General features: G+C 29.9%; 23 protein-coding genes. 13 read left to right on the top strand and 10 right to left on the bottom strand.

Annotated elements, in window-relative coordinates; genetic code table 11:
• Position 1: 1 nt before the first annotated feature.
• The 3 genes from L8X36_RS02415 to L8X36_RS02405 form a co-directional block, all read right to left on the bottom strand.
• Positions 2-310 (bottom strand): glycosyltransferase family 2 protein, encoded by a 309-nt coding sequence (locus L8X36_RS02415; protein ID WP_263682364.1) that lies wholly within the window; start codon positions 308-310, stop codon positions 2-4.
• A complete protein-coding gene (wecB, locus tag L8X36_RS02410) occupies positions 307-1,425 on the bottom strand; it encodes a non-hydrolyzing UDP-N-acetylglucosamine 2-epimerase (RefSeq protein ID WP_263682363.1) in 1,119 nt (372 codons plus the stop codon). Before wecB ends, L8X36_RS02415 begins: the two co-directional genes overlap by 4 nt.
• A gap of 189 nt (positions 1,426-1,614) precedes the next feature.
• Complete coding sequence (locus L8X36_RS02405; protein WP_263682362.1) at positions 1,615-2,430, bottom strand: glycosyltransferase family 2 protein; 816 nt, start codon at positions 2,428-2,430, stop codon at positions 1,615-1,617.
• 52 nt (positions 2,431-2,482) lie between these two features.
• Between L8X36_RS02405 and waaF the strand changes: the two genes are divergently transcribed.
• The 4 genes from waaF (at position 2,483) to L8X36_RS02385 (ending at position 6,189) form a co-directional block, all read left to right on the top strand.
• Complete coding sequence (gene waaF / locus L8X36_RS02400; protein WP_263682361.1) at positions 2,483-3,397, top strand: lipopolysaccharide heptosyltransferase II; 915 nt, start codon at positions 2,483-2,485, stop codon at positions 3,395-3,397.
• A gap of 92 nt (positions 3,398-3,489) precedes the next feature.
• Positions 3,490-3,792 carry an HU family DNA-binding protein gene (locus L8X36_RS02395; RefSeq protein WP_039619003.1) on the top strand — a complete coding sequence of 101 codons (303 nt, stop codon included), beginning with the start codon at positions 3,490-3,492 and terminating at the stop codon, positions 3,790-3,792.
• A 96-nt stretch (positions 3,793-3,888) separates the two neighbouring features.
• A complete protein-coding gene (gene cysK / locus L8X36_RS02390; protein ID WP_263663448.1) occupies positions 3,889-4,791 on the top strand; it encodes a cysteine synthase A in 903 nt (300 codons plus the stop codon).
• Between the two features lie 12 nt (positions 4,792-4,803).
• Positions 4,804-6,189: a replicative DNA helicase gene (locus L8X36_RS02385; RefSeq protein WP_039618998.1), complete on the top strand. Its 1,386-nt coding sequence runs from the start codon at positions 4,804-4,806 to the stop codon at positions 6,187-6,189.
• On the opposite strand, the gene tpx is transcribed toward L8X36_RS02385, so the two are convergent.
• Genes tpx through L8X36_RS02370 form a run of 3 tightly spaced genes read right to left on the bottom strand, consistent with a single transcriptional unit; the run spans position 6,186 to position 9,219 of the window.
• Positions 6,186-6,704, bottom strand: coding sequence for a thiol peroxidase (gene tpx / locus L8X36_RS02380; protein ID WP_263663449.1), 519 nt, complete (start codon positions 6,702-6,704; stop codon positions 6,186-6,188). The genes L8X36_RS02385 and tpx overlap by 4 nt on opposite strands.
• A gap of 12 nt (positions 6,705-6,716) precedes the next feature.
• On the bottom strand, positions 6,717-8,060 hold the full coding sequence (mgtE, locus tag L8X36_RS02375; protein ID WP_263663450.1) for a magnesium transporter: 1,344 nt from the start codon (positions 8,058-8,060) through the stop codon (positions 6,717-6,719).
• A 1-nt stretch (position 8,061) separates the two neighbouring features.
• Positions 8,062-9,219, bottom strand: coding sequence for a peptidoglycan DD-metalloendopeptidase family protein (locus L8X36_RS02370; protein ID WP_263663451.1), 1,158 nt, complete (start codon positions 9,217-9,219; stop codon positions 8,062-8,064).
• A gap of 126 nt (positions 9,220-9,345) precedes the next feature.
• Between L8X36_RS02370 and L8X36_RS02365 the strand changes: the two genes are divergently transcribed.
• From L8X36_RS02365 to L8X36_RS02355, 3 genes are read left to right on the top strand one after another with little or no spacing between them, the layout of a single operon-like run.
• Positions 9,346-10,056: a plasminogen-binding N-terminal domain-containing protein gene (locus L8X36_RS02365; protein ID WP_412175325.1), complete on the top strand. Its 711-nt coding sequence runs from the start codon at positions 9,346-9,348 to the stop codon at positions 10,054-10,056.
• Complete coding sequence (locus L8X36_RS02360) at positions 10,056-11,438, top strand: FAD-linked oxidase C-terminal domain-containing protein (protein ID WP_263682360.1); 1,383 nt, start codon at positions 10,056-10,058, stop codon at positions 11,436-11,438. The genes L8X36_RS02365 and L8X36_RS02360 overlap by 1 nt, the downstream gene beginning before the upstream one ends.
• A complete protein-coding gene (locus tag L8X36_RS02355; RefSeq protein WP_263663453.1) occupies positions 11,438-12,250 on the top strand; it encodes a YihY/virulence factor BrkB family protein in 813 nt (270 codons plus the stop codon). Before L8X36_RS02360 ends, L8X36_RS02355 begins: the two co-directional genes overlap by 1 nt.
• Here L8X36_RS02355 and L8X36_RS02350 read toward each other — a convergent pair.
• The 4 genes from L8X36_RS02350 to L8X36_RS02335 are packed head-to-tail and all read right to left on the bottom strand — an operon-like array spanning position 12,197 to position 16,128.
• Positions 12,197-13,453, bottom strand: coding sequence for a ComEC/Rec2 family competence protein (locus L8X36_RS02350; RefSeq protein WP_263682359.1), 1,257 nt, complete (start codon positions 13,451-13,453; stop codon positions 12,197-12,199). The genes L8X36_RS02355 and L8X36_RS02350 overlap by 54 nt on opposite strands.
• Positions 13,450-14,013 (bottom strand): DedA family protein, encoded by a 564-nt coding sequence (locus L8X36_RS02345; RefSeq protein WP_263682358.1) that lies wholly within the window; start codon positions 14,011-14,013, stop codon positions 13,450-13,452. Before L8X36_RS02345 ends, L8X36_RS02350 begins: the two co-directional genes overlap by 4 nt.
• Positions 14,014-14,021: 8 nt before the next feature.
• Positions 14,022-15,575: a ribonuclease Y gene (rny, locus tag L8X36_RS02340; RefSeq protein WP_039628788.1), complete on the bottom strand. Its 1,554-nt coding sequence runs from the start codon at positions 15,573-15,575 to the stop codon at positions 14,022-14,024.
• Positions 15,499-16,128, bottom strand: a complete 630-nt coding sequence (locus tag L8X36_RS02335; protein WP_214124961.1) for a 5-formyltetrahydrofolate cyclo-ligase — start codon at positions 16,126-16,128, stop codon at positions 15,499-15,501. The genes rny and L8X36_RS02335 overlap by 77 nt, the downstream gene beginning before the upstream one ends.
• Before the next feature lie 67 nt (positions 16,129-16,195).
• Between L8X36_RS02335 and L8X36_RS02330 the strand changes: the two genes are divergently transcribed.
• From L8X36_RS02330 to gatB, 6 genes are all read left to right on the top strand, one after another.
• Positions 16,196-16,741, top strand: a complete 546-nt coding sequence (locus tag L8X36_RS02330; RefSeq protein ID WP_263682357.1) for a TlpA family protein disulfide reductase — start codon at positions 16,196-16,198, stop codon at positions 16,739-16,741.
• Positions 16,741-17,607: a signal recognition particle-docking protein FtsY gene (gene ftsY / locus L8X36_RS02325; protein WP_220517071.1), complete on the top strand. Its 867-nt coding sequence runs from the start codon at positions 16,741-16,743 to the stop codon at positions 17,605-17,607. The genes L8X36_RS02330 and ftsY overlap by 1 nt, the downstream gene beginning before the upstream one ends.
• A 3-nt stretch (positions 17,608-17,610) precedes the next feature.
• Positions 17,611-18,951 (top strand): DNA repair protein RadA, encoded by a 1,341-nt coding sequence (radA, locus tag L8X36_RS02320; protein ID WP_263682356.1) that lies wholly within the window; start codon positions 17,611-17,613, stop codon positions 18,949-18,951.
• Positions 18,942-20,450 carry a phytoene desaturase family protein gene (locus L8X36_RS02315; RefSeq protein ID WP_263682355.1) on the top strand — a complete coding sequence of 503 codons (1,509 nt, stop codon included), beginning with the start codon at positions 18,942-18,944 and terminating at the stop codon, positions 20,448-20,450. The genes radA and L8X36_RS02315 overlap by 10 nt, the downstream gene beginning before the upstream one ends.
• Positions 20,451-20,512: 62 nt before the next feature.
• On the top strand, positions 20,513-21,193 hold the full coding sequence (locus L8X36_RS02310; protein ID WP_039668715.1) for a F0F1 ATP synthase subunit A: 681 nt from the start codon (positions 20,513-20,515) through the stop codon (positions 21,191-21,193).
• Between the two features lie 123 nt (positions 21,194-21,316).
• A complete protein-coding gene (gene gatB, locus L8X36_RS02305) occupies positions 21,317-22,735 on the top strand; it encodes an Asp-tRNA(Asn)/Glu-tRNA(Gln) amidotransferase subunit GatB (RefSeq protein ID WP_263682354.1) in 1,419 nt (472 codons plus the stop codon).
• Position 22,736 lies beyond the last annotated feature (1 nt).

Below are 22,736 nucleotides of genomic sequence, written 5' to 3'. Positions count from 1 at the left end.
TCTATAGCATTAAAATGAAAATAGTTATCATCTGAAGTCCAAGTAAAATATTCACCTTTAGCATTGTAAAACCTATATTCAAAGATTGTGGAAGTTTTTGATTTTTTTGGTTATTTATGATTTGTATTCTATGATCCTTTTTTGCATACTCTTGTAAAATTTCTAAGGTATTATCCGTGGAGCAATCATTTACTATAATAAATTCTAAATTTTTGTAAGTTTGATTTAAGACGCTTTCTATCGATTGTGCAAGAAAACCACTAGAGGCGCCATTAAATGTTGGCATTATAACACTTACTAGTTTGTTCATTTAAAAAACCTTCTGATTATTTTTTCAATTTTTCTACTTGCTTTTCCATCGCCATATGGATTTTTTTTATTGATACGAGTTGCCTCTTTGTTTAGTATTAAAATTTTGGCAGCTTCGTTATAAATTGCTTCAGAATTAGTACCTACTAATCTTGAAAATCCCGCCACAATACCTTCTTTGCGCTCTGTTTGCTCTCTTAAAATTAAAATGGGACATTTAAATGATGGACCTTCTTCTTGTAATCCGCCACTATCTGTTAATATTAGTTTTGCACATTTTAATATATAAACCATATGAGGATAATTTAAAGATTCCACTAGCAAAATATTAGCATATTGTTGCAGTTCTTGATAAATGTAATTTTTAACATTAGGGTTAGGATGAACTGGAATGATAAATTTATGTGTTATAAAATTTTGAGCTATTTTTTTAATAGCACTTATAATACTAAATAATCTAGCGCCATGATTTTCTCTTCTATGTATGGTTATTAATACGATGTTTTCGCTGGTTAAATCGATATTTAGTTGCTTAAAAAAAATCTGAGAAACTTCTGATGTATTTTTATCTAAAAGATATAGAGCATCTATTCCAGTGTTACCGCATACATATATATTATTTTTATTTATTTTTTCTGACAAGAGGACATTTGCTGCTTCTTGTGTGGGGGCAAAATGTAATAGTGCTATTTTACTAACCATTGTTCTAATGGCTTCTTCAGGAAAAGGTTCTTGTAAATTATATGATCTTAAACCTGCTTCTATATGAAAAACAGGAACTTTATTATAAAAGCTACTCAAGGCTCCCGCAAAAACACTCATGGTATCGCCTTGTACTATTGTGGCATCAATTGTATTTTTTTGAAATATAACTTGTAATTTTTCTAAAATTTTTGCTTGCAAAAAACATAAATTTTGATTTTCAGTCATAATATCAAGTGATATGTCGGTTTGGATATTAAAAAAAGATAAAGCTTGATTTGATAATTCTTTTTGTTGTTCTGTATTGCAAACTAAAACATTGTAGTATTCAGGCTTTTTTTTAAATTCCAATATTAAAGGAGCTAGCTTAATTGCTTCTGGTCGAGTTCCTATTATAAATAAAATTGTTTTCATGTTTTTCCTTGAACTATCTTTTGCTGTATGCAATTTTCAAAATATTAAAACAAAATCCTATACTTGTTTCTCAAATCACAAGGGATTTAAAAATTCAAATTTCAAAATTGGTTTTTTATTTAGATTGATTGAGAAAAGTTTTCAATTTGTTTTTGCCATCTGAATGCTTTAAATTTATAATAAAAACTTTTACTTTTTCCAAACTCTACCCTCTAACCCTAAAATTTCTTTCTCTAAAACCTCTAATATTTTTTCATTAAAATGTTTATGTGAAAAAATATTAGCTAATTTTTTAATGCATTTTAAACTTTGCTTTTTATGCTCGTAATTTTGCCATAAAATTTCTTTATTTTTGTTTTCATATCTACCATTTTCATTAAATTCATAGCGGTATATACATTCTTGCGACACCAAAAAACTTTCACTTAGTATAAAATTTATATAATTAAAAAGTACATCCTCCCCATAGCAAAGTCTTTCTTTGAAATCAACATGCTCAAAACTTTTTAAAATCAATTTTTTTCTATATACTTTTGCCCAAACACTCCAGCAAAAATGCTTTTGATTGAGTAAGAAATTTAAAAAATCATCTTTATTAAAATATTCATCTTGTTTAAATCTATAAAATTTCTTAAATTTCACCCTATGTACATACGCATCAAACACTACCATATCTACATTTTTAATTTTTTCAAGCCCAAGCTCACAAGCATTAAGCTCTAAATAATCATCAGGATCTAAAAACATTATAAAATCTGATTTTGCATTTAATACACCTATATTTCTACTAGCAAAGGTTCCTAAATTTTCTTCATTATGTATGATTTTTATTCTATCATCTTTACTAGCATATTCTTTAGCTGTATCTATACTTTTATCATTGCCAAGGTCATCTACCACAATGATTTCTATATCTTTAAAAGTTTGGTTAATACAACTTTCTAATGCTCTAGCTATATATTTTTCCACATTATAGGTTGGCAGTATGATGGAAATTTGACCCATTTTAGCTCTTTATTTTTTGGTATAATTATAGCTTTTATTTTTAAGGAAAATCATGAATATTTTTATCAATCTTCCTACTTGGCTTGGCGATGCAGTAATGGCTAGCGCGGCTATTTATGCTATAAAAGAAAAATACCCCCAAGCTAAATTTACTTTTTATGGTTCTTTTGTAAGTACAGAGCTTTTTAAACGCTTTGAAAATGCTCAAGTCTTAGTAGAAAATAAAAAGCAAAGATATAAACAAATTTTAAAAGCTAGAAAAAATCTTGGTAAATTTGATCTAGCTTTTTCATTTCGCTCGGCATTTTCAAGCAAGATCATTTTAAATCTAATCAAAACAAAGAAAAGATTTTATTTTGATAAAAATATTCTAAAAGAAGAACATCAAGTTTTAAAATACTTAAATTTCATAGAAAAAGCTTTAAATTTTAAAGCCACTTCAAATGCTTTAAAACTCCCTATAAAAGCAAAATCAACTCAAAAAATTTTAGGTATAAACCCAGGTGCGCATTTTGGAAGTGCCAAAAGATGGGAAGCAATCTATTTTGCAAGGGTAGCAAAAGAATTTAGCTCCACGCATCAAATTTTAATCTTTGGGGTAGAAAGTGAGAAAGAAATTTGTGATGAAATTGAGCGTTTTCTTTTAAAAGAAGGCATAAAAGCAAAAAATCTTTGTGGTAAAACTAGTATTTATACTTTATGTAAAAATATTTCTATGCTTGACTTGCTCATCACAAACGATAGTGGTCCTATGCATATAGGCGCAACTTATGGGGTAAAAACGGTGGCTGTTTTTGGCTCGACTAAATTTAGTCAAACCTCGCCTTGGCAAGAAAATGCTAAAATAGCACATTTAAATTTAGCTTGTATGCCTTGTATGCAAAAGGTTTGCCCTTTAAAACATCATAAATGTATGAAAGACTTAAAGCCTGAAGTAGTAATAAATTTAGCAAAAACATTTTTTTAACATATTTTTCTTTGTGATTTGGGTTTAAACCTCTTGCAAAAGCTTGATAAATGTGTTAAACTTAACAATCATTTTTAATCAAGGAGCTTTTTATGACTAAAGCAGATTTTATTTCTCAAGTTGCTCAAACTGCTGGGCTAACTAAAAAAGATGCAACTGCAGCTACTGATGCAGTAATCGCTACTATTACTGATGTATTAGCTAAAGGTGATAGCATTAGCTTTATCGGTTTTGGTACATTTTCTGTAGCTGAAAGAGCTGCTAGAGAAGCTAGAGTACCAAGCACTGGTGCTACTATCAAAGTACCTGCTACTAAAGTTGCTAAATTTAAAGTAGGTAAAAACCTTAAAGACGCAGTTGCTGCTGCTAAAACTGCTAAAAAAGCTAAAAAATAATTCTTTGCGCAAAAGTTTCTAACTTTTGCGTTTTTTCTTCATAGATTAAGTATTAATTTTCTTTTGATATTGTTTTAAAAAATTAGAAGGAAAACAATGTCAATTTATAAGAATATCTTAGATTGTATAGGTAATACCCCGATTGTTTCTTTAAAAGAATTTGCTCCAAATCTTTATGCTAAATGTGAGTATTTTAATCCAAGTCATTCTATAAAAGATAGAGCGGCTGTAGAGATGATAAAACAAGCTTTAAGTGAAGGTAAGATCAATCAAGAAACAACCATTATAGAAGCTACAAGTGGAAATACCGGCATAGCTTTAGCAATGATTTGTGCAAGCTTAAAGCTTAAACTTATTATAGCTATGCCTGAGTCTATGAGTATTGAGCGTAGAAAAATGATGAGTTTTTTTGGTGCAAAGTTAGAGCTTACTCAGGCAAGCAAAGGTATGCAAGGAGCGCTTGATAGAGCTAATGAGCTTTTGAGTGAAATTCCAAATTCGTTTATGGTAAGTCAATTTGAAAATATCAACAACAAAAACGCACATAGAAAAAATACCGCTTTAGAAATTTTAAAAGTTTTACCTGATCTTGGTATTTTTTTAGCAGGTTTTGGCACAGGCGGAACTATTAGTGGGGTAGGAGAAATTTTAAAAGAACACAATCCTAATATCAAAATCATAGCTTTAGAACCTGCATCTTCACCACTTTTGAGCCAAAATACCGCTGCAAGCCATAAAATTCAAGGTATAGGTGCAAATTTTATCCCTAAAATTTTAAATCAAAAAATCATAGATGAGATAGTTTGTGTAAGCAATGAAGATGCTATAAATACAGCCTTAGAGCTTGGTAAAAACGGCATAATGGCAGGAATTTCAAGCGGGGCAAATGTATATATGGCTAGAAAAATTGCTTTAGAAAATCCAAATAAAAAAGTCTTGACTATGTTAAATGATACAGCCGAGCGGTATTTATCAACTGATTTATTTGCAAATTTATAATTTGGAGTGAATATGAGTCAAAATAATGAGCATTTTGATTTAGATCTTGAAAGGGCGATTTTAAGTTCTTGTATATATAGTGAAGATTCTTTTTTTAGTATTTCTTCAGATATTGAGATTAATGATTTTTCACTCAAAGCTCATCAAGATATTTATAAAGCTATTTTAGCTTGTGTGAATGCAGGCGAGCCTATAAGTGCAAGTTTTATAAGAAAACATAAAAAAATAGATGAGCAAATTTTAGCTGAAGTTTTAGCCACTACTTCTATAGCAGATGTGAGTAAATATGCTTATGAGCTAAGAGAAAAGTCTATTAGACGCCAACTTTTAAATTTTGCTTATACTATACCTACAAGGGTAAATGAAGATAAAAGCATTTCTCAAATTTCAGATGAAATAGGCAAAGAGATTTTTAATCTCACCAACCGTGTAAATAGTAATAGTATTAAAGATATGACTATGGTTATGTCTGAGCTTATGGATGAGTTTAAAAAGCAAAAAGAAGCTGAAAACAAAGATATTTTGGGACTTGATACAGGCTTTAGTGAGCTTAATAAAATGACAAAAGGCTTTAAACCTGGCGATCTTGTAATCATCGCTGCACGCCCTGGTATGGGAAAAACTACAATTTGTTTAAATTTTATAGAAAAAACACTAAGACAAAATAAAGGCGTTGTAATGTTTTCACTAGAAATGCCTGCTACACAAATCATGCAAAGATTAATCAGTGCAAAAACTTCCATTCCTTTGCAAAAAATTCTAATCGCAGATTTAAATGATGATGAGTGGAGTAGGGTGGGTGATGCTTGTAATGAATATGCACAAAAAAATCTTTATATTTATGATAGCGGTTATGCTAGTATAGCTGATATTCGTTCGATTTTACGCAAAATTAAAGCTCAAGATGAGAGTATCGAGCTTTGCGTAGTTGATTACATCGGTCTTATGATGAGTAATTCAGCTTTTAATGATAGGCATTTGCAAGTGAGTGAAATTTCAAGAGGTTTAAAGCTTTTAGCAAGAGAATTAAATATGCCAGTAGTGGCACTTTCGCAATTAAATCGTTCATTAGAAAGTAGAGCAAACAAGCGTCCTATGCTTAGTGATTTAAGAGAAAGTGGTGCTATAGAACAAGATGCAGATACGATTTTATTTGTATATAGAGATGAAGTTTATAGAGAGCAAGAAGAAAAAGAAAGAGAAAATAAAGCCAAAAATGAAGGCAAGACTTATGAGAGAAAATTTATGCCAAATCCTGTGCAAGAAAAGGCTGAGCTCATTATAGGTAAAAATAGAAATGGCCCTGTAGGGCATGTGGATTTGCTTTTTTTGAAAGAAAAATCGTGCTTTATTGAAGCTCCAAAAGAAGATTTTGTGGTTACAAACTTTGAAGGTTAATTCAAAGGGTAACCATAATTTCTATGCATAAAAAGTTCTAAATCTTTAAAATCGATTTTTCCCATCAGCTCTTTTACAAGCTGTTTGTATACTATTTTTCCATCTTTAATTACAAAAGCTGCTCTTGCTAGCAATCCTGCAAATATACTATCATTTATTAATACCCCATAGTTTATGCCAAAATCTTTAAAGGCAAAATCACTTGCGGTTATAATATTATCAATTCCTTCGGTAGCACAAAAACGATCCATAGCAAAAGGTAAATCCATACTAACAATAATAACTTCAATATTTTTCATAGAAGCTAGTCTTTTATTGGTTTCTTTGGCTTGTTTTGAACATACTGGTGTATCTAAGCTGGGTAGAGTTAATAAAATTTGAGTTTTCCCAGGTGGTGCTATTTCTACTGGGGCAAGATTTTTGGTTCTTAGAACTACCCTTGGAGCATTATCTCCAACTTCTAATTCAATTCCTGCAAGTTCTATAATTTGACCTTTATATGTAATGCTTGACATAATTTCCCTTTTTTATAATAAAATCATTTTTGCTAAAAGTAAGAAGCTAAAAAATCCCAAACCATCAGTAATCGCAGTAATCACTACACTTGATCCTACCGCAGGATCGATTTTAAATTTTTTCAAAGTTAGAGGTACAAAAGAACCTACAAAACCGGCTAAGGCTAGATTAATTAGCATTGATAAGGCTATAACAAGTCCCAAAAGAGCTGTTTTAAACCATATGAAAGCTATAATGCTCATAATACTAGCAAATATAAATCCATTGAGTAAAGAAATTCCACTCTCTCTTAATATAACTTTTTTAGCATCTTTAAATTCTACTTCATTGAGTGAGAGCTTTCTAACTGTTACTGCTAAAGCTTGTGAGCCTGTATTGCCTCCCATGGAAGCTACGATAGGCATAAGTACTGCTAGGGCTACAAGTTGTTCTATTTCACCTGAAAAAAGGCTAATGATATTAGCTGAGATTAATGAAGTAGTAAGATTAATCATAAGCCAAAAAGCTCTAGCTTTAGCCGCTTTAAAAGCACTTTCTTCCTCAACATCTGCATCAACTCCGGCTAAGTTATAAATTTGTTCTGTTGCATTTTCTTGGATTAAATCATGGATATCATCATAGGTAATTCTACCTAAAAGCACTCCATCATCATTTACAACTGCTAAAACACTCAAATCATAATCTTCCACTATATCAATAGCCTTTTGTATGTCTTCATGATCTTTTATGCTATAGCTTTTATATCTTTCATTATTGTTTTTAATAATATCTGCAAAACTTAGTTTAAAATCCCAAAGCAAAAGATCGCTTAGGTTGATAGCATTGCAAAGCTTTCCTTGATTATCTATGATATAAACTTGAAAAATTTGATCTACTTGTCCTGAATGTTTTAAAATTCTATATCTTTTAATAGCTTTTTCTATACTCTCATCAATAGAAGCTGTGAAAATTTCTGTTTGCATATAAGCACCAGCAGTATTTTCATCATAATTTTTAAGGCGTAAAATTTCTTCTTTATCTTCTGAGCTTAAGCGGTTTAAAATGGCTAAAGTTTTTTGTGGATTTAGCTCTTCAAAACGCTTAATTAAGTCTGTTGCATCATCACTTTCAAGCTCTTCTACCGCTTTTGCAATCTTTATAATACTTAAGTGTTCTAAAATATCTTCTAAGATATGTTCAGGTGTTATAGTAGCTACATTTGCAAGTGTGTAAGTATCAAAAGATTTAAGAGTTTGCAAATAAAGCTCTTCGTTATATCTTTTGATAGTCTTTAGGGCTTCATTGGTTTCATAGGTGCTTTGATCTTTGGAAATATTTTTTAAAAGTTCTTGTGCTTCTAAAAAATCATTCATCATCTCAAAGCTCCATAGAATTTTCTATATTTTGTTCTTTTGGTGGATTTTTATAGTTTTCATCAATGCTTTGCAAGCGATTTTCATACTCTTTTGCCATTTTTAAAAATTCTTCTTTATTTTTACCGCTTAGGCTTGATTTTGGAATTTTCACTATGGTTTCAGGATTAATTGCTTTGTTATTTAGATAAAGTCCAAAATGCAAATGTGGCCCAGTACTCATACCAGTAGAGCCTACATAGGCAATTACTTGTCCTTGTTTGACTTTTTGGCCACGTTTGATTTTTGCAAAGCGGCTAAGGTGAGCATATAAAGTCATATAGCCTGACATGTGTTTTACTTGAACAACTTTACCATAGCCACCTTTTGTCCCAACAAAACTAATCGTTCCATCTCCTGCGCTCTTAACTGGAGTACCCGTTGGAGCTGCATAGTCAATACCTAAATGCGCTCTATAGCGTTTTAAGATAGGATGATATCTTGCCCTAGTAAAGCGATCTGAAATTCTTGTGTATTTAACAGGTTTGGTTAAAAAGAAATTTTCAAGTTCTTTTCCTTGAGCATTATAATAAGAATCTTTATATAAAAATACAGAATATTCTTTGCCTCTAATGTTAGCTAAAGCTGCTTGGATATTAATATCGCCAAAAAGTCTTCCTAGTCTTCTTTTTTGCTCATAAATTAATACTACGCTATCGCCTTTTCTGACATTTTTAAAGTTAACACTATTTTTAAAAGCTCTCACCATAGCTCTTGCTAAGGTTACACTGCCACTTTCATCATAAACATCTTGATAAGCTGAGTTGTTAATAGCTACGCGAATAGTTCGTTTTTCTTTAGTGTAAGAAATAGGAGTAAAACTCAATACGAATTTATTTTCTATATTTTTGTAAATATGAATTTGTAAATCATCGCTAATTGGGATTAAAACTTGCTCAAGTTCACCTTGTTCATCTTTTAGCATTTGGTATTTAACACCACTTGTGATTTCTGCACTTAGTTCTTTATCTTCTCCATCAAGATTATAATATAAATTAAGCGGTATAGAATGATCTTGTAAAAAATCAAGTAAAGTTTTGCCATTTTCCCAAGAAAGTTCTTCAACACTTGAAATAGCAAAAAGTTTTATGGATATAAGTAAAGATATGAAAATTTTTTTCATGATAATCTAAAGCCTTCTAAAATTTAAACATAAATTTGTATTTTACTTAATTTTTCTTACAATTTTGTAAGGAAAAAACAATATAATTTATTTTTTACACTTTTTAAGGAGTATAAATTGTCAAGAATTATCTTAATGCTTTGCTGTTTTTTAGCATTTTTACAAGCTAAAAATTTTGATTTAATACAAACAAAACTTGAAAAAGTAGATGATATTTATGGTTATATAAAAGATGATCCTAGAATTTTATTGCACTCAAGTGGTATAGTTGTGCATGAAATTGATACACAAAAATCTATCATTGCAAGAGCTAGTGTAATAGGGCGTGAAAATGGCTTGGTTAAATTACAATTTAAAGTTTTTGATATGCTAGCTCAAGATGCTATGCCTTTGCCAAATGTATTGCCACAAGTAGGGGATAAAATAGTTTTAAATTATTTATACGATAGAGCTTTGATTGTAGCTCCTGATAAAAGTGTGTATGATTTTATAGCTCAAAAATTAAATGGAATTTATTTTTTACATCCTGATTTATTTGGTGCGCATATGATACAAGAATACCGCCAAACTCCAAGAAGATCAGATTTTAGATCTTTTTGTTCAAAAAATGCTGTAGGGCTTTTAGTAGTAGCTTTAGAAAATAAAGCTGAGATAGTTGATTGTCAAGATTTTGGCAAGGTAGAAGAATTTGCCATACCGCAAGCTCAAAGTTTGCAAATTCCATTTTATTCAAGAATTACAGGTTATAAAAGTGATATTTTTAGCTTAAATGATGAGGCTATTGGAAATTATTATGTATATTATGAAAAATTAATTAGCTTAACTAGAGAAAAATAATGCAAGAAATTCATCAAAAATTCTTTCAAGATCTTTTAGGGGTTGAAAATGCACATTTTGATCCTATCCATAAAAGAGCGTATAGTTATGATGCTACTAAAAAGCATTATTTGCCTGATGGAGTGCTTTTCCCAAGAGATGAAAATGATATTAGTCAAATTCTAAAATATTGTAATGAAAATAAAATCATCGTCATTCCTAGGGGCTCAGGCAGCGGATTTACCGGTGGAAGCTTGGCTGTTAATGGCGGAGTGGTGCTAAGCTTTGAAAAGCATATGAATAAGATTTTAGAAATTGATCTTGAAAATTTAGTCGCAGTGGTACAACCTGGTGTGATAAATGTGGCTTTACAAGAAAAAGTAAAAGAATATGGCTTATTTTATCCACCTGATCCTGCTAGTATGGAGTATTCTTCTTTAGGGGGCAATGTAAGCGAAAATGCAGGGGGTATGAGGGCTGCTAAGTATGGTATAACTAAAGATTATGTAATGGCTTTAAGAGCAGTTTTACCTAATGGAGAAATCATTAGAGCAGGTAAAAAAACCATAAAAGATGTGGCAGGTTATAATCTAGCTGGAATTTTAATAGCAAGTGAGGGATCTTTGGCTGTGCTTAGCGAGATTACTTTAAAACTAGTTGCTTTGCCAAAGTTTAAAAAGACAGCTATGGGGATTTTTAACAGCATTGATGAAGCGATGAATGCAGTTTATAAAACTTTAGCTAAAGGTGTAACTCCTGTATCTATGGAATTTTTAGATCAATTAAGCATACAAGCATTGGAACAAAAATTCCAAAAAGGTTTACCTATGGATGCGGGTGCGATTTTAATCGCCGATGTAGATGGTAATGTAGAAGAGGCTATTGAAGCAGATTTAAAAATCTTGCAAGAGAGTTTTTATGAATCTGGCGTAAGAGAGTTTAAAATAGCAAAAGATGAACAAGAAGCAGCTGATATTTGGTTTGCTAGAAGAAATTGCTCTCAAAGCATAGCAATGTATGGAAATTTAAAGCTTAATGAAGATATCACAGTACCGCGTTCAAAACTACCTAAACTTTTAAAAGGTATTGCTGAAATTTCTAAAAAATATGGTTTTAAAATCCCTTGTTTTGGTCATACTGGTGATGGGAATGTGCATACTAATGTAATGGTAAGTGATAAAAATAATCCTGAGTTAGTTAAAAAAGGTTATGAAGCTGTAGAAGAGGTGTTTAAGCTTACAGTTTCTTTGGGTGGGACTTTAAGTGGAGAACATGGTATAGGCATTTCAAAAGCTCCTTTTATGAAGCTTGCTTTTAGCGAAGCTGAAATGGACTTAATGAGAAATATCAAAAAAGCATTTGATCCAAATAATATACTCAATCCTTTCAAAATGGGACTTTGATGAATTTTAAAAACTTTTTTAAAATTCTTTTGGCTTTAAGAGATAAAGAAATTTTAAATTATGCTGCGGCCTTGAGTTTTTATACTATCTTATCTTTAATACCACTTTTGTTTTTGTGTTTTTGGGTTTTTACTCAAATTCCAAGTTTTGAAATGTATCAAGAAAAAATTAAAAATTTAATTTTTACTTTTTTAATCCCAACTCAACAAGAATTAATCATACAATATATCAATACATTTTTAAAAAACAGCGTAAATTTAGGACTTATAGGGCTTTTTGCTATGACTTTGACTTCTTTGGCGTTTTTTTCAGGTTATGATTATGTGATTAATAAGCTTTTAGAAGAAGATTCTAAAAGTCTTTGGCACAGTATAAGTTCTTATTGGACTTTGGCAACTTTAACTCCACTTGGACTTGGGGTGAGTTTTTATATTTCAGGTTTTATACAAAAAACCTTAGATGATTTTAATATTGCTTTAAATTTTTTTGAGATTTTACCCTATGTGATTGTATGGGCTTTGTTTTTTGTATCTTATTCAAGTTCAGTAAGCAAAAAAGGTGATTTAAAAACTTTGCTTATTAGTTCTTTTGGTGCTTCTGTGATTTGGTATATTTCTAAGATGATTTTTGTGTATTATGCTGTATATAATAAAACTTATTTAAATGTATATGGTTCTTTTTCTGTAATATTATTTTTCTTTTTGTGGATTTATATATCTTGGATTATTTATCTTTTGGGATTAAAGGCTTATTTACTTTTAAATCAAGAAAATAAAGGGAATAAACCCAAGAGAAACTACAAAAAGAGCTAAGTATTTATTAAATATAGCGATTAAAGATAAAATTAAATAAATACAATAAAACATAAAAGATATTGATAGATTAATCGCATGCATTTTAAACTCAAAAAAATGCATTAAATATAAATCTAATAAATTTCCATAAGAAAAAATATGCAAGATTAAAACCAAAGGATAAAATATTATAAAGGCTAAACTTAAAGGTATGGCTAAAAATTGCTGAAAGCTAAGTAGAGGAAAAAAGTATAAGACAGGGATAATCATTGCTAAAAAGGTCCAAATATTTAGCAAAAAAACATGAGTAAAATTTGAAAATTGATCTTTAAAATGATGAAGATATAAATAAATATAAAAAACTCCCAAAATAGAAAATAAAAATCCAACACTAAAAAGAAGTTTTGGAAAAATGCTAATACAAAATGCTATACTTAAAAATAAAAATTTAAAACTGAGTATTTTAATATTTTTACTAAATAAATAAAAAGCAAAAAGACTCATCAGTAAAGCTCTTGTATAAGAAGGGCTAAAGTCTATTAAAAATATATAAAAAATTAAAAGTGAGAAAGCAAAAATACTAATATCAAGTTTTAAACTTCTATAAGGGAAGTATCGTTTATGAAAAAAAGCATATAAAGGAGCAAAAATCAAAAAGCAAAAACTAAATAACAAGCCCAAATGATATCCACTAATAGCAATTAAATGTGCGATATTGTAAAAATTTACATCATTTCTAAGCTCACTTGATACATTTTTGGCAAAAAATAAAGCACCGTAAAATTCTTTGATTTTTTCATTTTGATGTTGATTTAAAAAATATCTTATTAGTGTATTTTCTTTTTGTGTTTTAGTTTTGTTAAAATCATAACTTGGTGCATAAAAACTTTTACTAAGATAATCTTTAAAGTTAATATTTTTAGTGATAATTCTAAGATTTATCATGTCATTTTTACTTAAATTGAGATCTTTAAAGCTAGTGGTGTAAAAAATAAAATCAGAATTTTTGAGTTTTAAAACTTGATATTTTTTACCTTTTTTATTAGTTTTTTCATAAGAAGATAAAACAATGTTATCTTTAAGTAATAAATGCTTAGTAAGTTTAAAATTTTGATATTTTTTATACTCATAGATGAGATTTAAACTAAAAATTACTAAAAAACATAATAATAAAATAAAAAATTCTCTATAAGTTTCTTTTATAGAGAATTTTAAACTCATTTTTTCTTAGAAAAGCGTGATAAATATAACCATATAATAAAAATTAAAGTGATTATAAAAACAGGAGCTATGTAAGGATAGTTGGCAAATGTTTCAAAAGCTTCTTTTAGGGTATTTCCAAAAATAAAACCAGCATAACCTAAAATAACAGCCCAAATTAAACTAGCTAAGGTATTGATGATAAAAAATCTTACAAAGCTAAATTTACAAAGACCTGCTGCTATAGGAATGATGGTTTTTACTCCATAGATAAATTTTTGCACCACTAAAAGCAAGTCGCCGTATTTTTTGATTTTCATCATAGCAAGAGCGATTTTTCTTCTATGATTTTTAAAATAAGGCATTATGTCTTTTTTGTAGTATTTTCCCAAGATAAACAACAAGGTTGAGCCTATGGTATTAGCTAAAAAGGCTAAAAATATACATAAATGCAAATCAAGTTTAGTAGAACTTGCACAAAGCACTCCTGCAGCAAGTATAGCAACCATACCTCCACCAAAAGAATAAAAAAATAAAATCAAATAGCCATAAGTACTTAGATTATCTATCATTTCTTGCATGAAAAACCTTATCTTGCAAAATCAATCGCTCTAAGCTCTCTGATGACATTGACTTTTATTTCGCCAGGGTATTGAACTTTTTCTTGAATCTCTTCAGCTATTTCTTTAGCTAAAAGCACAGATTCATCATCATTGACTAATTTTGCATTAACAATAACTCTAATTTCCCTGCCAGCATTAATAGCATAAGCTTTTTTAACCCCTTCTTTACTTTTTGCTATATCTTCAAGTTCGCTCACTCTTTTTAAGAAGGCTTCTAAAACTTCACGTCTTGCACCAGGGCGTGCAGCGCTTAGTGTATCTGCTGTACAAACTGCAGCTGATTCTATGCTAATAGCTTCTTCATGCCCATGATGAGCATAAATTGCATTAATTACAACAGGATGTTCTTTATATCTTTTACAAAGTTCAGCTCCTAAATCCACATGAGAACCTTCAAATTCATGTGTTAAAGCCTTGCCTATATCGTGTAAAATCCCAGCTCTTCTTGCTAATTTTTCATCCCCACCACACTCAGCTGCTATGATTCCAGCTAAATGTGCCACTTCTAAAGAATGTGCTAGAGCATTTTGGCCATAACTTGCTCTATATCTTAATTTTCCTATTAATTTAACAATTTCAGGATGTATATTATTAAGTCCTAGATCCATTACTATAGTTTGACCTTCTTCTAAGATATTATCTTCAAATTCTTTGCAAACTTTTTCATGAATTTCTTCTATTTTTGCAGGTTGAATTCTGCCATCTTCAACTAAAAGTTCAATCACTTTTGTAGCAATGGCGCGTCTATATAGATTAAAACAACTTACTATAATCGCTCCAGGTGTATCATCAATGATAATATCAACACCCAAAACCATTTCTAAGGTTTTAACATTTCTTCCTTCTTTACCTATAATACGACCTTTTAGCTCATCATTTTTGATATTTACTACATTGATTAATCTTTCAGCAGCAAATTCTCCTGCAAATCTTGAAGTAGCTTGCGCTAAGATAAAATTAGCTTTTCTTTTGGCTTCATTTCTAGCTTCTTCTTCGTATTTTCTAACAATATGAGCAATTTCAGCTCTTGAGTTTTCTTCTACTTTTTGTAAAACTATATTTTTTGCTTCTTCTTGTGTAAGACCAGCTGAATGCTCAAGAATTTTTAATACTTCACTAAGCTTTGTTTCATAATTTTGTTTTAAATTTTCATTTTCCTCGTGTAAAGCTTTTATAGCTTGCTGTTCTTTTGCTAACTTGTTTTTATTTTCCTCATGAAGTTTTTCTTGATAATGAAGATTTTGTTCTTTTTTATTAAGCTCTTCTAGCTTAATAGAATGTTCTTTTTGAAGTTTTTGAATTTTTTCATCAAATTTTTTCTTTGCCGCAAATTCAGCTTCAGCAACCGAATTTTTAGCATCTTTAAGTGTTAGTTCAGCTTCATATTCAATGGCTTTTGCTTTTGCTTTTGCTTGCTCTAAAAAGATATTGAAATTTGCATCATTAATCTTTTTGGCGACTATATACCCAATCCCTCCGCCTATAAAAACGGCTATTAATGCGACTAATATTTCTATCATTGTTTTTAACTTTCCTAAAATATTTTTTATAAGGGTTTATATAAAAATTTCCTTTTATATCATGATCTTGGCTAAAAAATTGATCAGATTTTGCATCGATCATTTGCGTGAAAATAACTAAAGGCTTTTTATAAGAAATGCTTTCAAAAAACCTATCGTAAAAACCTTGACCATGACCGATTCTTCCTAACTTTGCATCTACGCCTATTACAGGGATAATCGCAACATCAATGCGAGTTTGCAAAAAAGAATCTTTTGGCTCATACACCCCAAAGCTCTTTTTTTCAAGAGCTAATCTTAATTTTACTACCTTTAAACTTTTATCTTGCATAAATGGGACGAAAATTTGATATTTTTTTGTTAGAAAATGTCTAAATTTATAAAGATTAATTTCATATTTTAAAGGGATATATATAAGAATATTTTTACAATTTTTGTATAAATTTAGAATTTTCATTATTTCTTGAAAAACCAAAAAATCCCTTTTGTATTGATACTTTAATTTTAAATGCATTTTGGATTTTTGTTTTATTCTAAAATTGTTTTTTATCAAGGCTTTCCTTAAAGTTTTTAACTTTTTATGTTATACTTTTAAGCTTAAAAAATCATAAGGATAAGATTTGAAATTTAAAATTTTTTTAGTAATTTTTATTATGATATTTTTTACTTCATGTTCGAGTGATAAAGAAAATTCTAGCATTGAAAATACAGACAATGCAAGTTTAACTCAAAGTGAAAATACTGATTTTACTTTAAAATTTTTAGATGGTAGAAAAATGTATGTGAAATATCATGAGCAAGCATTTAATTTTGATGATACAGCTAAAGCTAAGTTGTTTGTTTTTTTTACGACTTGGTGTGCACCTTGTAAGGCTCAAATTCCACATTTAAATAATCTAAATAAAAAATATCAAGATAGATTTGAAGTAATAGCGCTTTTTTTAGAAGAGAATAAGGAGCAAGAAATATTAACTTTTATAGAAGATGAAAAAATTAAATTTCCAGTAGCTATAGGAGAGAATAATTTTGTTTTTTCTAAAGTTTTAAATGTCAGTTCTGTACCAACAATGGTGTTATTTAATACAAAAGGTGAAAAAATTAAAGAGTATTTAGGGATAATCCCTGAAGAAATGTTAGATATAGATATACAAAAAGCGATAATGTGATGTTTGGATTTTTAAAAAATGGTTTGAAAAAAACCTTAGAAAGTATTCATTTAGTTAAGGCTTCAAATAAAATCATTACTAAAGATTTGCTTGAAGAAATGCTTTTAGAAGCTGATGTGGCGTATGAAATAGTTGAAGAGATTATTTACTATCTTCCTCCAAATGATGAGGTTAAAAAGGCTGATTTAGAACGTGTTATGGGAACTTATTTTATTTATGATAAGCCAGAACTTGCTAATGCCAAACCTTTTGTGGATTTGATTTTAGGTGTAAATGGAGTGGGTAAGACCACAAGCATTGCTAAAATGGCACATTTGCATAAAGAAAATGGTGAAAAGGTTATACTTGGAGCTTGTGATACTTTTAGGGCAGGAGCTATAGAGCAGTTAAAATTATGGGCGCAAAAATTAGATATAGATATCATAGCTACTTCACAAGGACACGATCCTTCAGCAGTTGCTTATGATGCTATTTCTAAAGCTTTGGCAAAAAACTATGATAGGGTTATTTTAGATACAGCAGGACGCTTGCAAAATCAAAAAAATCTTGCTAATGAGCTTGAAAAAATTGTTCGTATAAGTGATAAAGCTATGCAGGGAGCTCCTCATAGAAAAATCCTTGTACTTGATGGCACTCAAGGTGTGGCAGGAATTTTGCAAGCAAAAGCTTTTAATGATTTAGTAAAACTTGATGGAGTGATTATTACAAAACTTGATGGAACCGCTAAAGGTGGAGCTTTATTTAGCATAGCAAGAGAACTTGAGCTTCCTATTTTATATGTAGGAGTAGGGGAGCAGCTAGGACAAATTCATGAGTTTAATCCTAATGAATACGTTAAAACTTTAGTTGAAGAGATTTTTGCATAATTTATGGCTAAAAAACATATTTTATTTGAATGTCAAGCTTGTGGAAATCAGCAAAGTAAATGGCTAGGTAAATGTCCTGAATGTGGTTCTTGGGATAGTTTTATTGAGTTAAAGCAAGAACAAATTAAGGTTTTAAAAGAGTTAAATTCACTCTCAAACACTCCAAGTTCTGCAGTATGTATAAATGATGTTATAGCAGAAAATTTTACACGTATTAGCACTGATGATAATGAACTTGATTTAGTTTTAGGTGGTGGGCTTGTTGTGGGTTCTTTGGTGTTAATTGGGGGTTCACCTGGGGTTGGAAAATCCACACTTTTATTAAAAATTGCTTCTAATTTGGCAAAAAGTGGTAAAAAAGTACTTTATGTAAGTGGAGAGGAGAGTAAATCTCAAATCAAACTGCGCGCAGATCGTTTGAATGCAAATTGTGAGAATTTATTTTTACTTACTGAACTTTGCTTGGAAGATATTTTAAGCGAGCTTTCTAAAAAAGATTATGAAATTTTAATTATTGATTCTATTCAAACTTTATATTCTAATAAAATTACTTCAGCAGCAGGTAGTATCACTCAAGTTAGAGAAATTACTTTTGAGTTAATGCGCTATTCTAAGGCTAATAATATTAGCACTTTTATCATAGGACATATCACTAAAGATGGAGCTATAGCTGGACCTAGAATTTTAGAGCATATGGTAGATGTAGTGCTTTATTTTGAAGGCGATGCTAATAAAGAAATAAGGATTTTAAGAGGTTTTAAAAATCGTTTTGGAAATATTTCCGAAGTTGGTATTTTTGAAATGACTTCTAAGGGTTTAATTAGTGCTAAAGACATAGCTAATAGATTTTTTACGCGTGGTAAGGCAGTAAGTGGTAGCGCTTTGAGTGTAGTGATGGAAGGAAGCAGAGCCTTAGTGCTAGAAATTCAAGCCTTAGTTTGTGAGAGTGCTTACCCAAAGCGTAGTGCAACAGGCTATGAAAAAAATCGTTTAGATATGCTCATAGCTTTACTTGAGAGAAAGCTTGAAATTCCTTTGGGGCATTATGATGTATTTATTAATGTAAGTGGTGGGGTGAAAATTAGCGAAACTGCGGCAGATTTAGCGGTGGTTGCAGCGATTATTTCAAGTTTTAAAAACCGCCCTTTAAGCAAAGATAGTGTTTTTGTGGGTGAGCTTAGTTTAAATGGTGAGATTAAAGAAGTATTTTCACTTGATGTGCGTTTAAAAGAAGCTAAAATGCAAAAATTTAAAAATGCCATAGTGCCGGTTAAACCTATGGAAGAACTTGGTTTAAAATGTTTTGTAGCTAAAGAATTACGTGAGGTTTTAGAATGGATGTAAAATTTGATGTAATCATTATAGGTTCAGGACTTGGAGGCTTAAGCGCGGGTGCTTTTTTAGCTAGAAATGGTAAAAAAGTTTTAGTTTTAGAACAGCATTCTTTAATTGGTGGTTGTGCTACTTGTTTTAAAAGAAAAGGTGCTTTGATTGATGCGGGGCTTCATGAAATGGACCTAGGTGAAGCAAAAACTGATATGAAGCATTTGATTTTTGAAAAACTTGGTATAAAGAATAAAATTGAAATTTTACTTTTACCAAGTGCATGGAGTATTAAAAGTAAAAATTATAATCTAACTTTGCCTCATGGTATAGAAAACGTAAAAGAGGTTTTGAAAAAAGAATTTCCACAAGAATGCAAAGGCATTGATAAATATTTTAAAGCTATAAAAACGCAAGCTTATGCTATTCGAAGGTTTCCTTGGGATTTAAAATTAAGTGAATTATTGTTATTTCCATTTAGCACTTCTTGGATATTTATCAAAAATAGATTGTTTAATAAAAAAGTTTATGATGTTTTAAATGCTTATATTAAAAATGATAAGTTAAAAAAGATTTTAAATGCAAATATGAGTTATTATCATCATGATAGTAAGGAATTTATTTTTAGTTTTCATGGCATTGCTCAAAAGCATTATTATGATGGTGGGGTATATATTAAAGGTGGCTCACAAGCTTTAAGTGATGCTTTGGCTGAGGTTATAAAAGAAAATCAAGGACAGGTTTTAGTTAAGGCTGAAGTTGTTAAAATACTCACAAAAGATCAAAAAGCTTATGGAGTAGAATACATTCAAAATAATCAAAAACACACCATCTATGCGCAAAATATCATTGCAAATTGTGATCCTTTAATCGTATATAAAGACTTGCTTAAAGATTTAAACTTAACCCAAGAAATCAAAGCAATAGAGTCTAAAAAGCGTGCTTGTTCTTTGGTAAGTGCTTATTTTATTTATGATAAAGATATTTCTAAAATTTATGAAAATATGGATTATTGCAATTTTATATTTGAAGATGATTTTTTAAATAGTTCATATGAAAATACTAATATTTTAAAATTAGATATCAAAAAAAGACCTATGGCTTTTGTGAATTATTCTAAAATTGATAGTGGTTTAGCTAGCGATAAATACATAGGTGTTGTAGCTTTTAGTTCAAATTATAGTGAATGGGATTTAAATAAACAAGATTATAAAGCTAAAAAAGAAGAAGTATTAAAAGCTATAGTGCAAAGACTAGATGAGATATTTCCAAATTTAAGTTCACACTTAATCCATCAAGAATTAGCTACGCCAAAAACTATACAAAGATATACCAAAGCTTATGAGGGTACAATTTATGGATTTTCTCAAGATCAAGAAGGGGTTAAATATAGATTGCATTATAAAAGTAAAAGTATAGAAAATTTGTATTTTGCTAATGCTTTTATATTTCCTGGCGGTGGTTTTACAGGTGCGATTTTAGGAGGATATTTTTGCGCTAATAAAATGAATTTTCATTAAAATATAAGCAATTTTTTTTTATAATATTAGCTTTAAAATATTTATTTTGCTAAGGATTTTTAATGAAAGATTTATTTTTATTTAGTTCTTTTATAGATTCTAGTCACACTTTTGCATACTTTTTTCATTTGGGTATAGTGGTTGTGATTTCTTTAATTTTAGCAAAACTTGCTACAAGATCCATGCAAATTGTCCCAAGAGGTAGTCAGAATTTAGCTGAGGCTTATATGGAAGGCATTTTAAGCATGGGTAGAGATACCATGGGTAGTGATGAAGCTGCTAGAAAATATTTACCTTTGGTTGCAACTATAGGTTTTATGGTGTTTTTTAGTAATATCATAGGAATTATCCCAGGTTTTGAAGCTCCAAGTGCTAGTTTAAATTTTAGTGCTTCTTTGGCTATTATAGTATTTGTGTATTATCATTTTGAAGGCATTAGAACTCAAGGATTTTTTAAGTATTTTGCACATTTTATGGGACCTGTTAAAATTCTAGCACCTTTAATGTTTCCTATAGAAGTGGTTTCTCATTTTTCAAGAGTTATTTCTTTATCTTTCCGTTTATTTGGTAATATCAAAGGAGATGATTTATTCTTAGCAGTTATTTTAGCTCTTGTGCCTTGGGTTGCACCACTACCTGCTTATATGCTTCTAACTTTTATGGCATTTTTACAATCTTTTATTTTTATGATTTTAACTTATGTTTATTTAGCAGGTGCAACTGTAGTTGATGAACATCATTAATTTTTAAAAAGCAAAAAATATTTTTTGCTTTTTTCTTTTTTAATATTCCTCTTTTATTCTTTTTTAAACTCTTTTTGAAATAAAAAACGCTAGAATAAACAAAAAATTCTAAGGAAAATTTTAATGTTTGAAGTTGTTATAGGACTTGAAGTTCATGCACAATTAAATACCAAAACAAAAATCTTTTGTTCATGTGCAACTTCTTTTGGAGAAAAATCAAATACTAATGTATGCCCAACATGTTTAGCTTTACCAGGTGCTTTGCCTGTATTAAATCAAGAAGCAGTGAAAAAAGCTATAGCATTTGGAAAAGCAGTTAATGCAACTATAAATAAAAAAAGTATTTTTAATAGAAAAAATTATTTTTATCCCGATTTACCAAAGGCTTATCAAATTTCGCAATTTGACATTCCTATAGTAGAAAATGGTGAGCTGTTTATTAATGTAAATGGAGAAAATAAACGCATAGGTATTACTAGAGCTCATTTAGAAGAAGATGCGGGGAAAAATATACATGAAAGTAATTTTTCAAAAGTAGATTTAAATAGAGCAGGTACACCTTTGCTTGAAATCGTTAGCGAGCCTGAACTTAGAAGTTCTGATGAAGCAGTGGCTTATTTGAAAAAGCTTCATTCTATTATAAGATTTTTAGATATTTCAGATGCAAATATGCAAGAAGGTAGTTTTAGATGTGATGCTAATGTTAGTATTCGTCCAAAGGGTGATGATAAGCTTTATACTAGAGTGGAGATTAAAAATTTAAATTCATTCCGTTTTATCCAAAAGGCGATTGAGTATGAAGTAAAACGCCAAAGTGAAGCTTGGGAAGATGGAAAATACGATCAAGAAGTTGTGCAAGAAACAAGATTATTTGATACGGTTAATTTGGTTACTAGAAGTATGAGAGGTAAGGAAGATTCTGCTGAATATAGATACTTTCCTGATCCTGATCTTTTACCAGTAATTTTAGATGATGAAATGCTAAATCAAGATATACCTGAACTTCCTGATGAGAAAAAAGCTAGATTTGTTAGTGAGTTAGGTATTAAAGAAAGCGATAGTGAAGTGATTGTTTCTTCATTAGAGCTTTGTAGATATTTTGAGTATTTAATTGATCAAAAATTAAATCCAAAACTTTGTGTTACTTGGCTTACAACTGAGTTAATGGGACTTTTAAAAGGTGAGTTAACTATAGAAAACTCACCTATAAAACAAGAAAAATTAGCTGTTTTAATCAAGCGTATAGAAGAAGGTGTTATTAGCGCTAAAGCAGGTAAGGATATTTTAGCTTATGTGTTTGAAAATACAGAAGTTGAAATTGATAATGCTATTGAAAAACTTGGTTTAAAACAAGTAAGCGATGATGGTGCTATTGAAAAGATTGTTGATGAAATTTTAGCAAACAACGAAGATAAAGTAGCTGAATATAAAAGTGGCAAAGATAAGCTTTTTGGTTTCTTTGTCGGTCAGGCAATGAAAGCAGGCAAGGGTGCATTTAATCCTGCTAAGGTAAATGAAATTTTAAAAGCAAAACTTGGTTAAA

This window comes from Campylobacter sp. CNRCH_2014_0184h, assembly GCF_025772985.1.
GTDB lineage: Bacteria > Campylobacterota > Campylobacteria > Campylobacterales > Campylobacteraceae > Campylobacter_D.
This window is presented reverse-complemented; position numbering and strand designations above follow the sequence as displayed.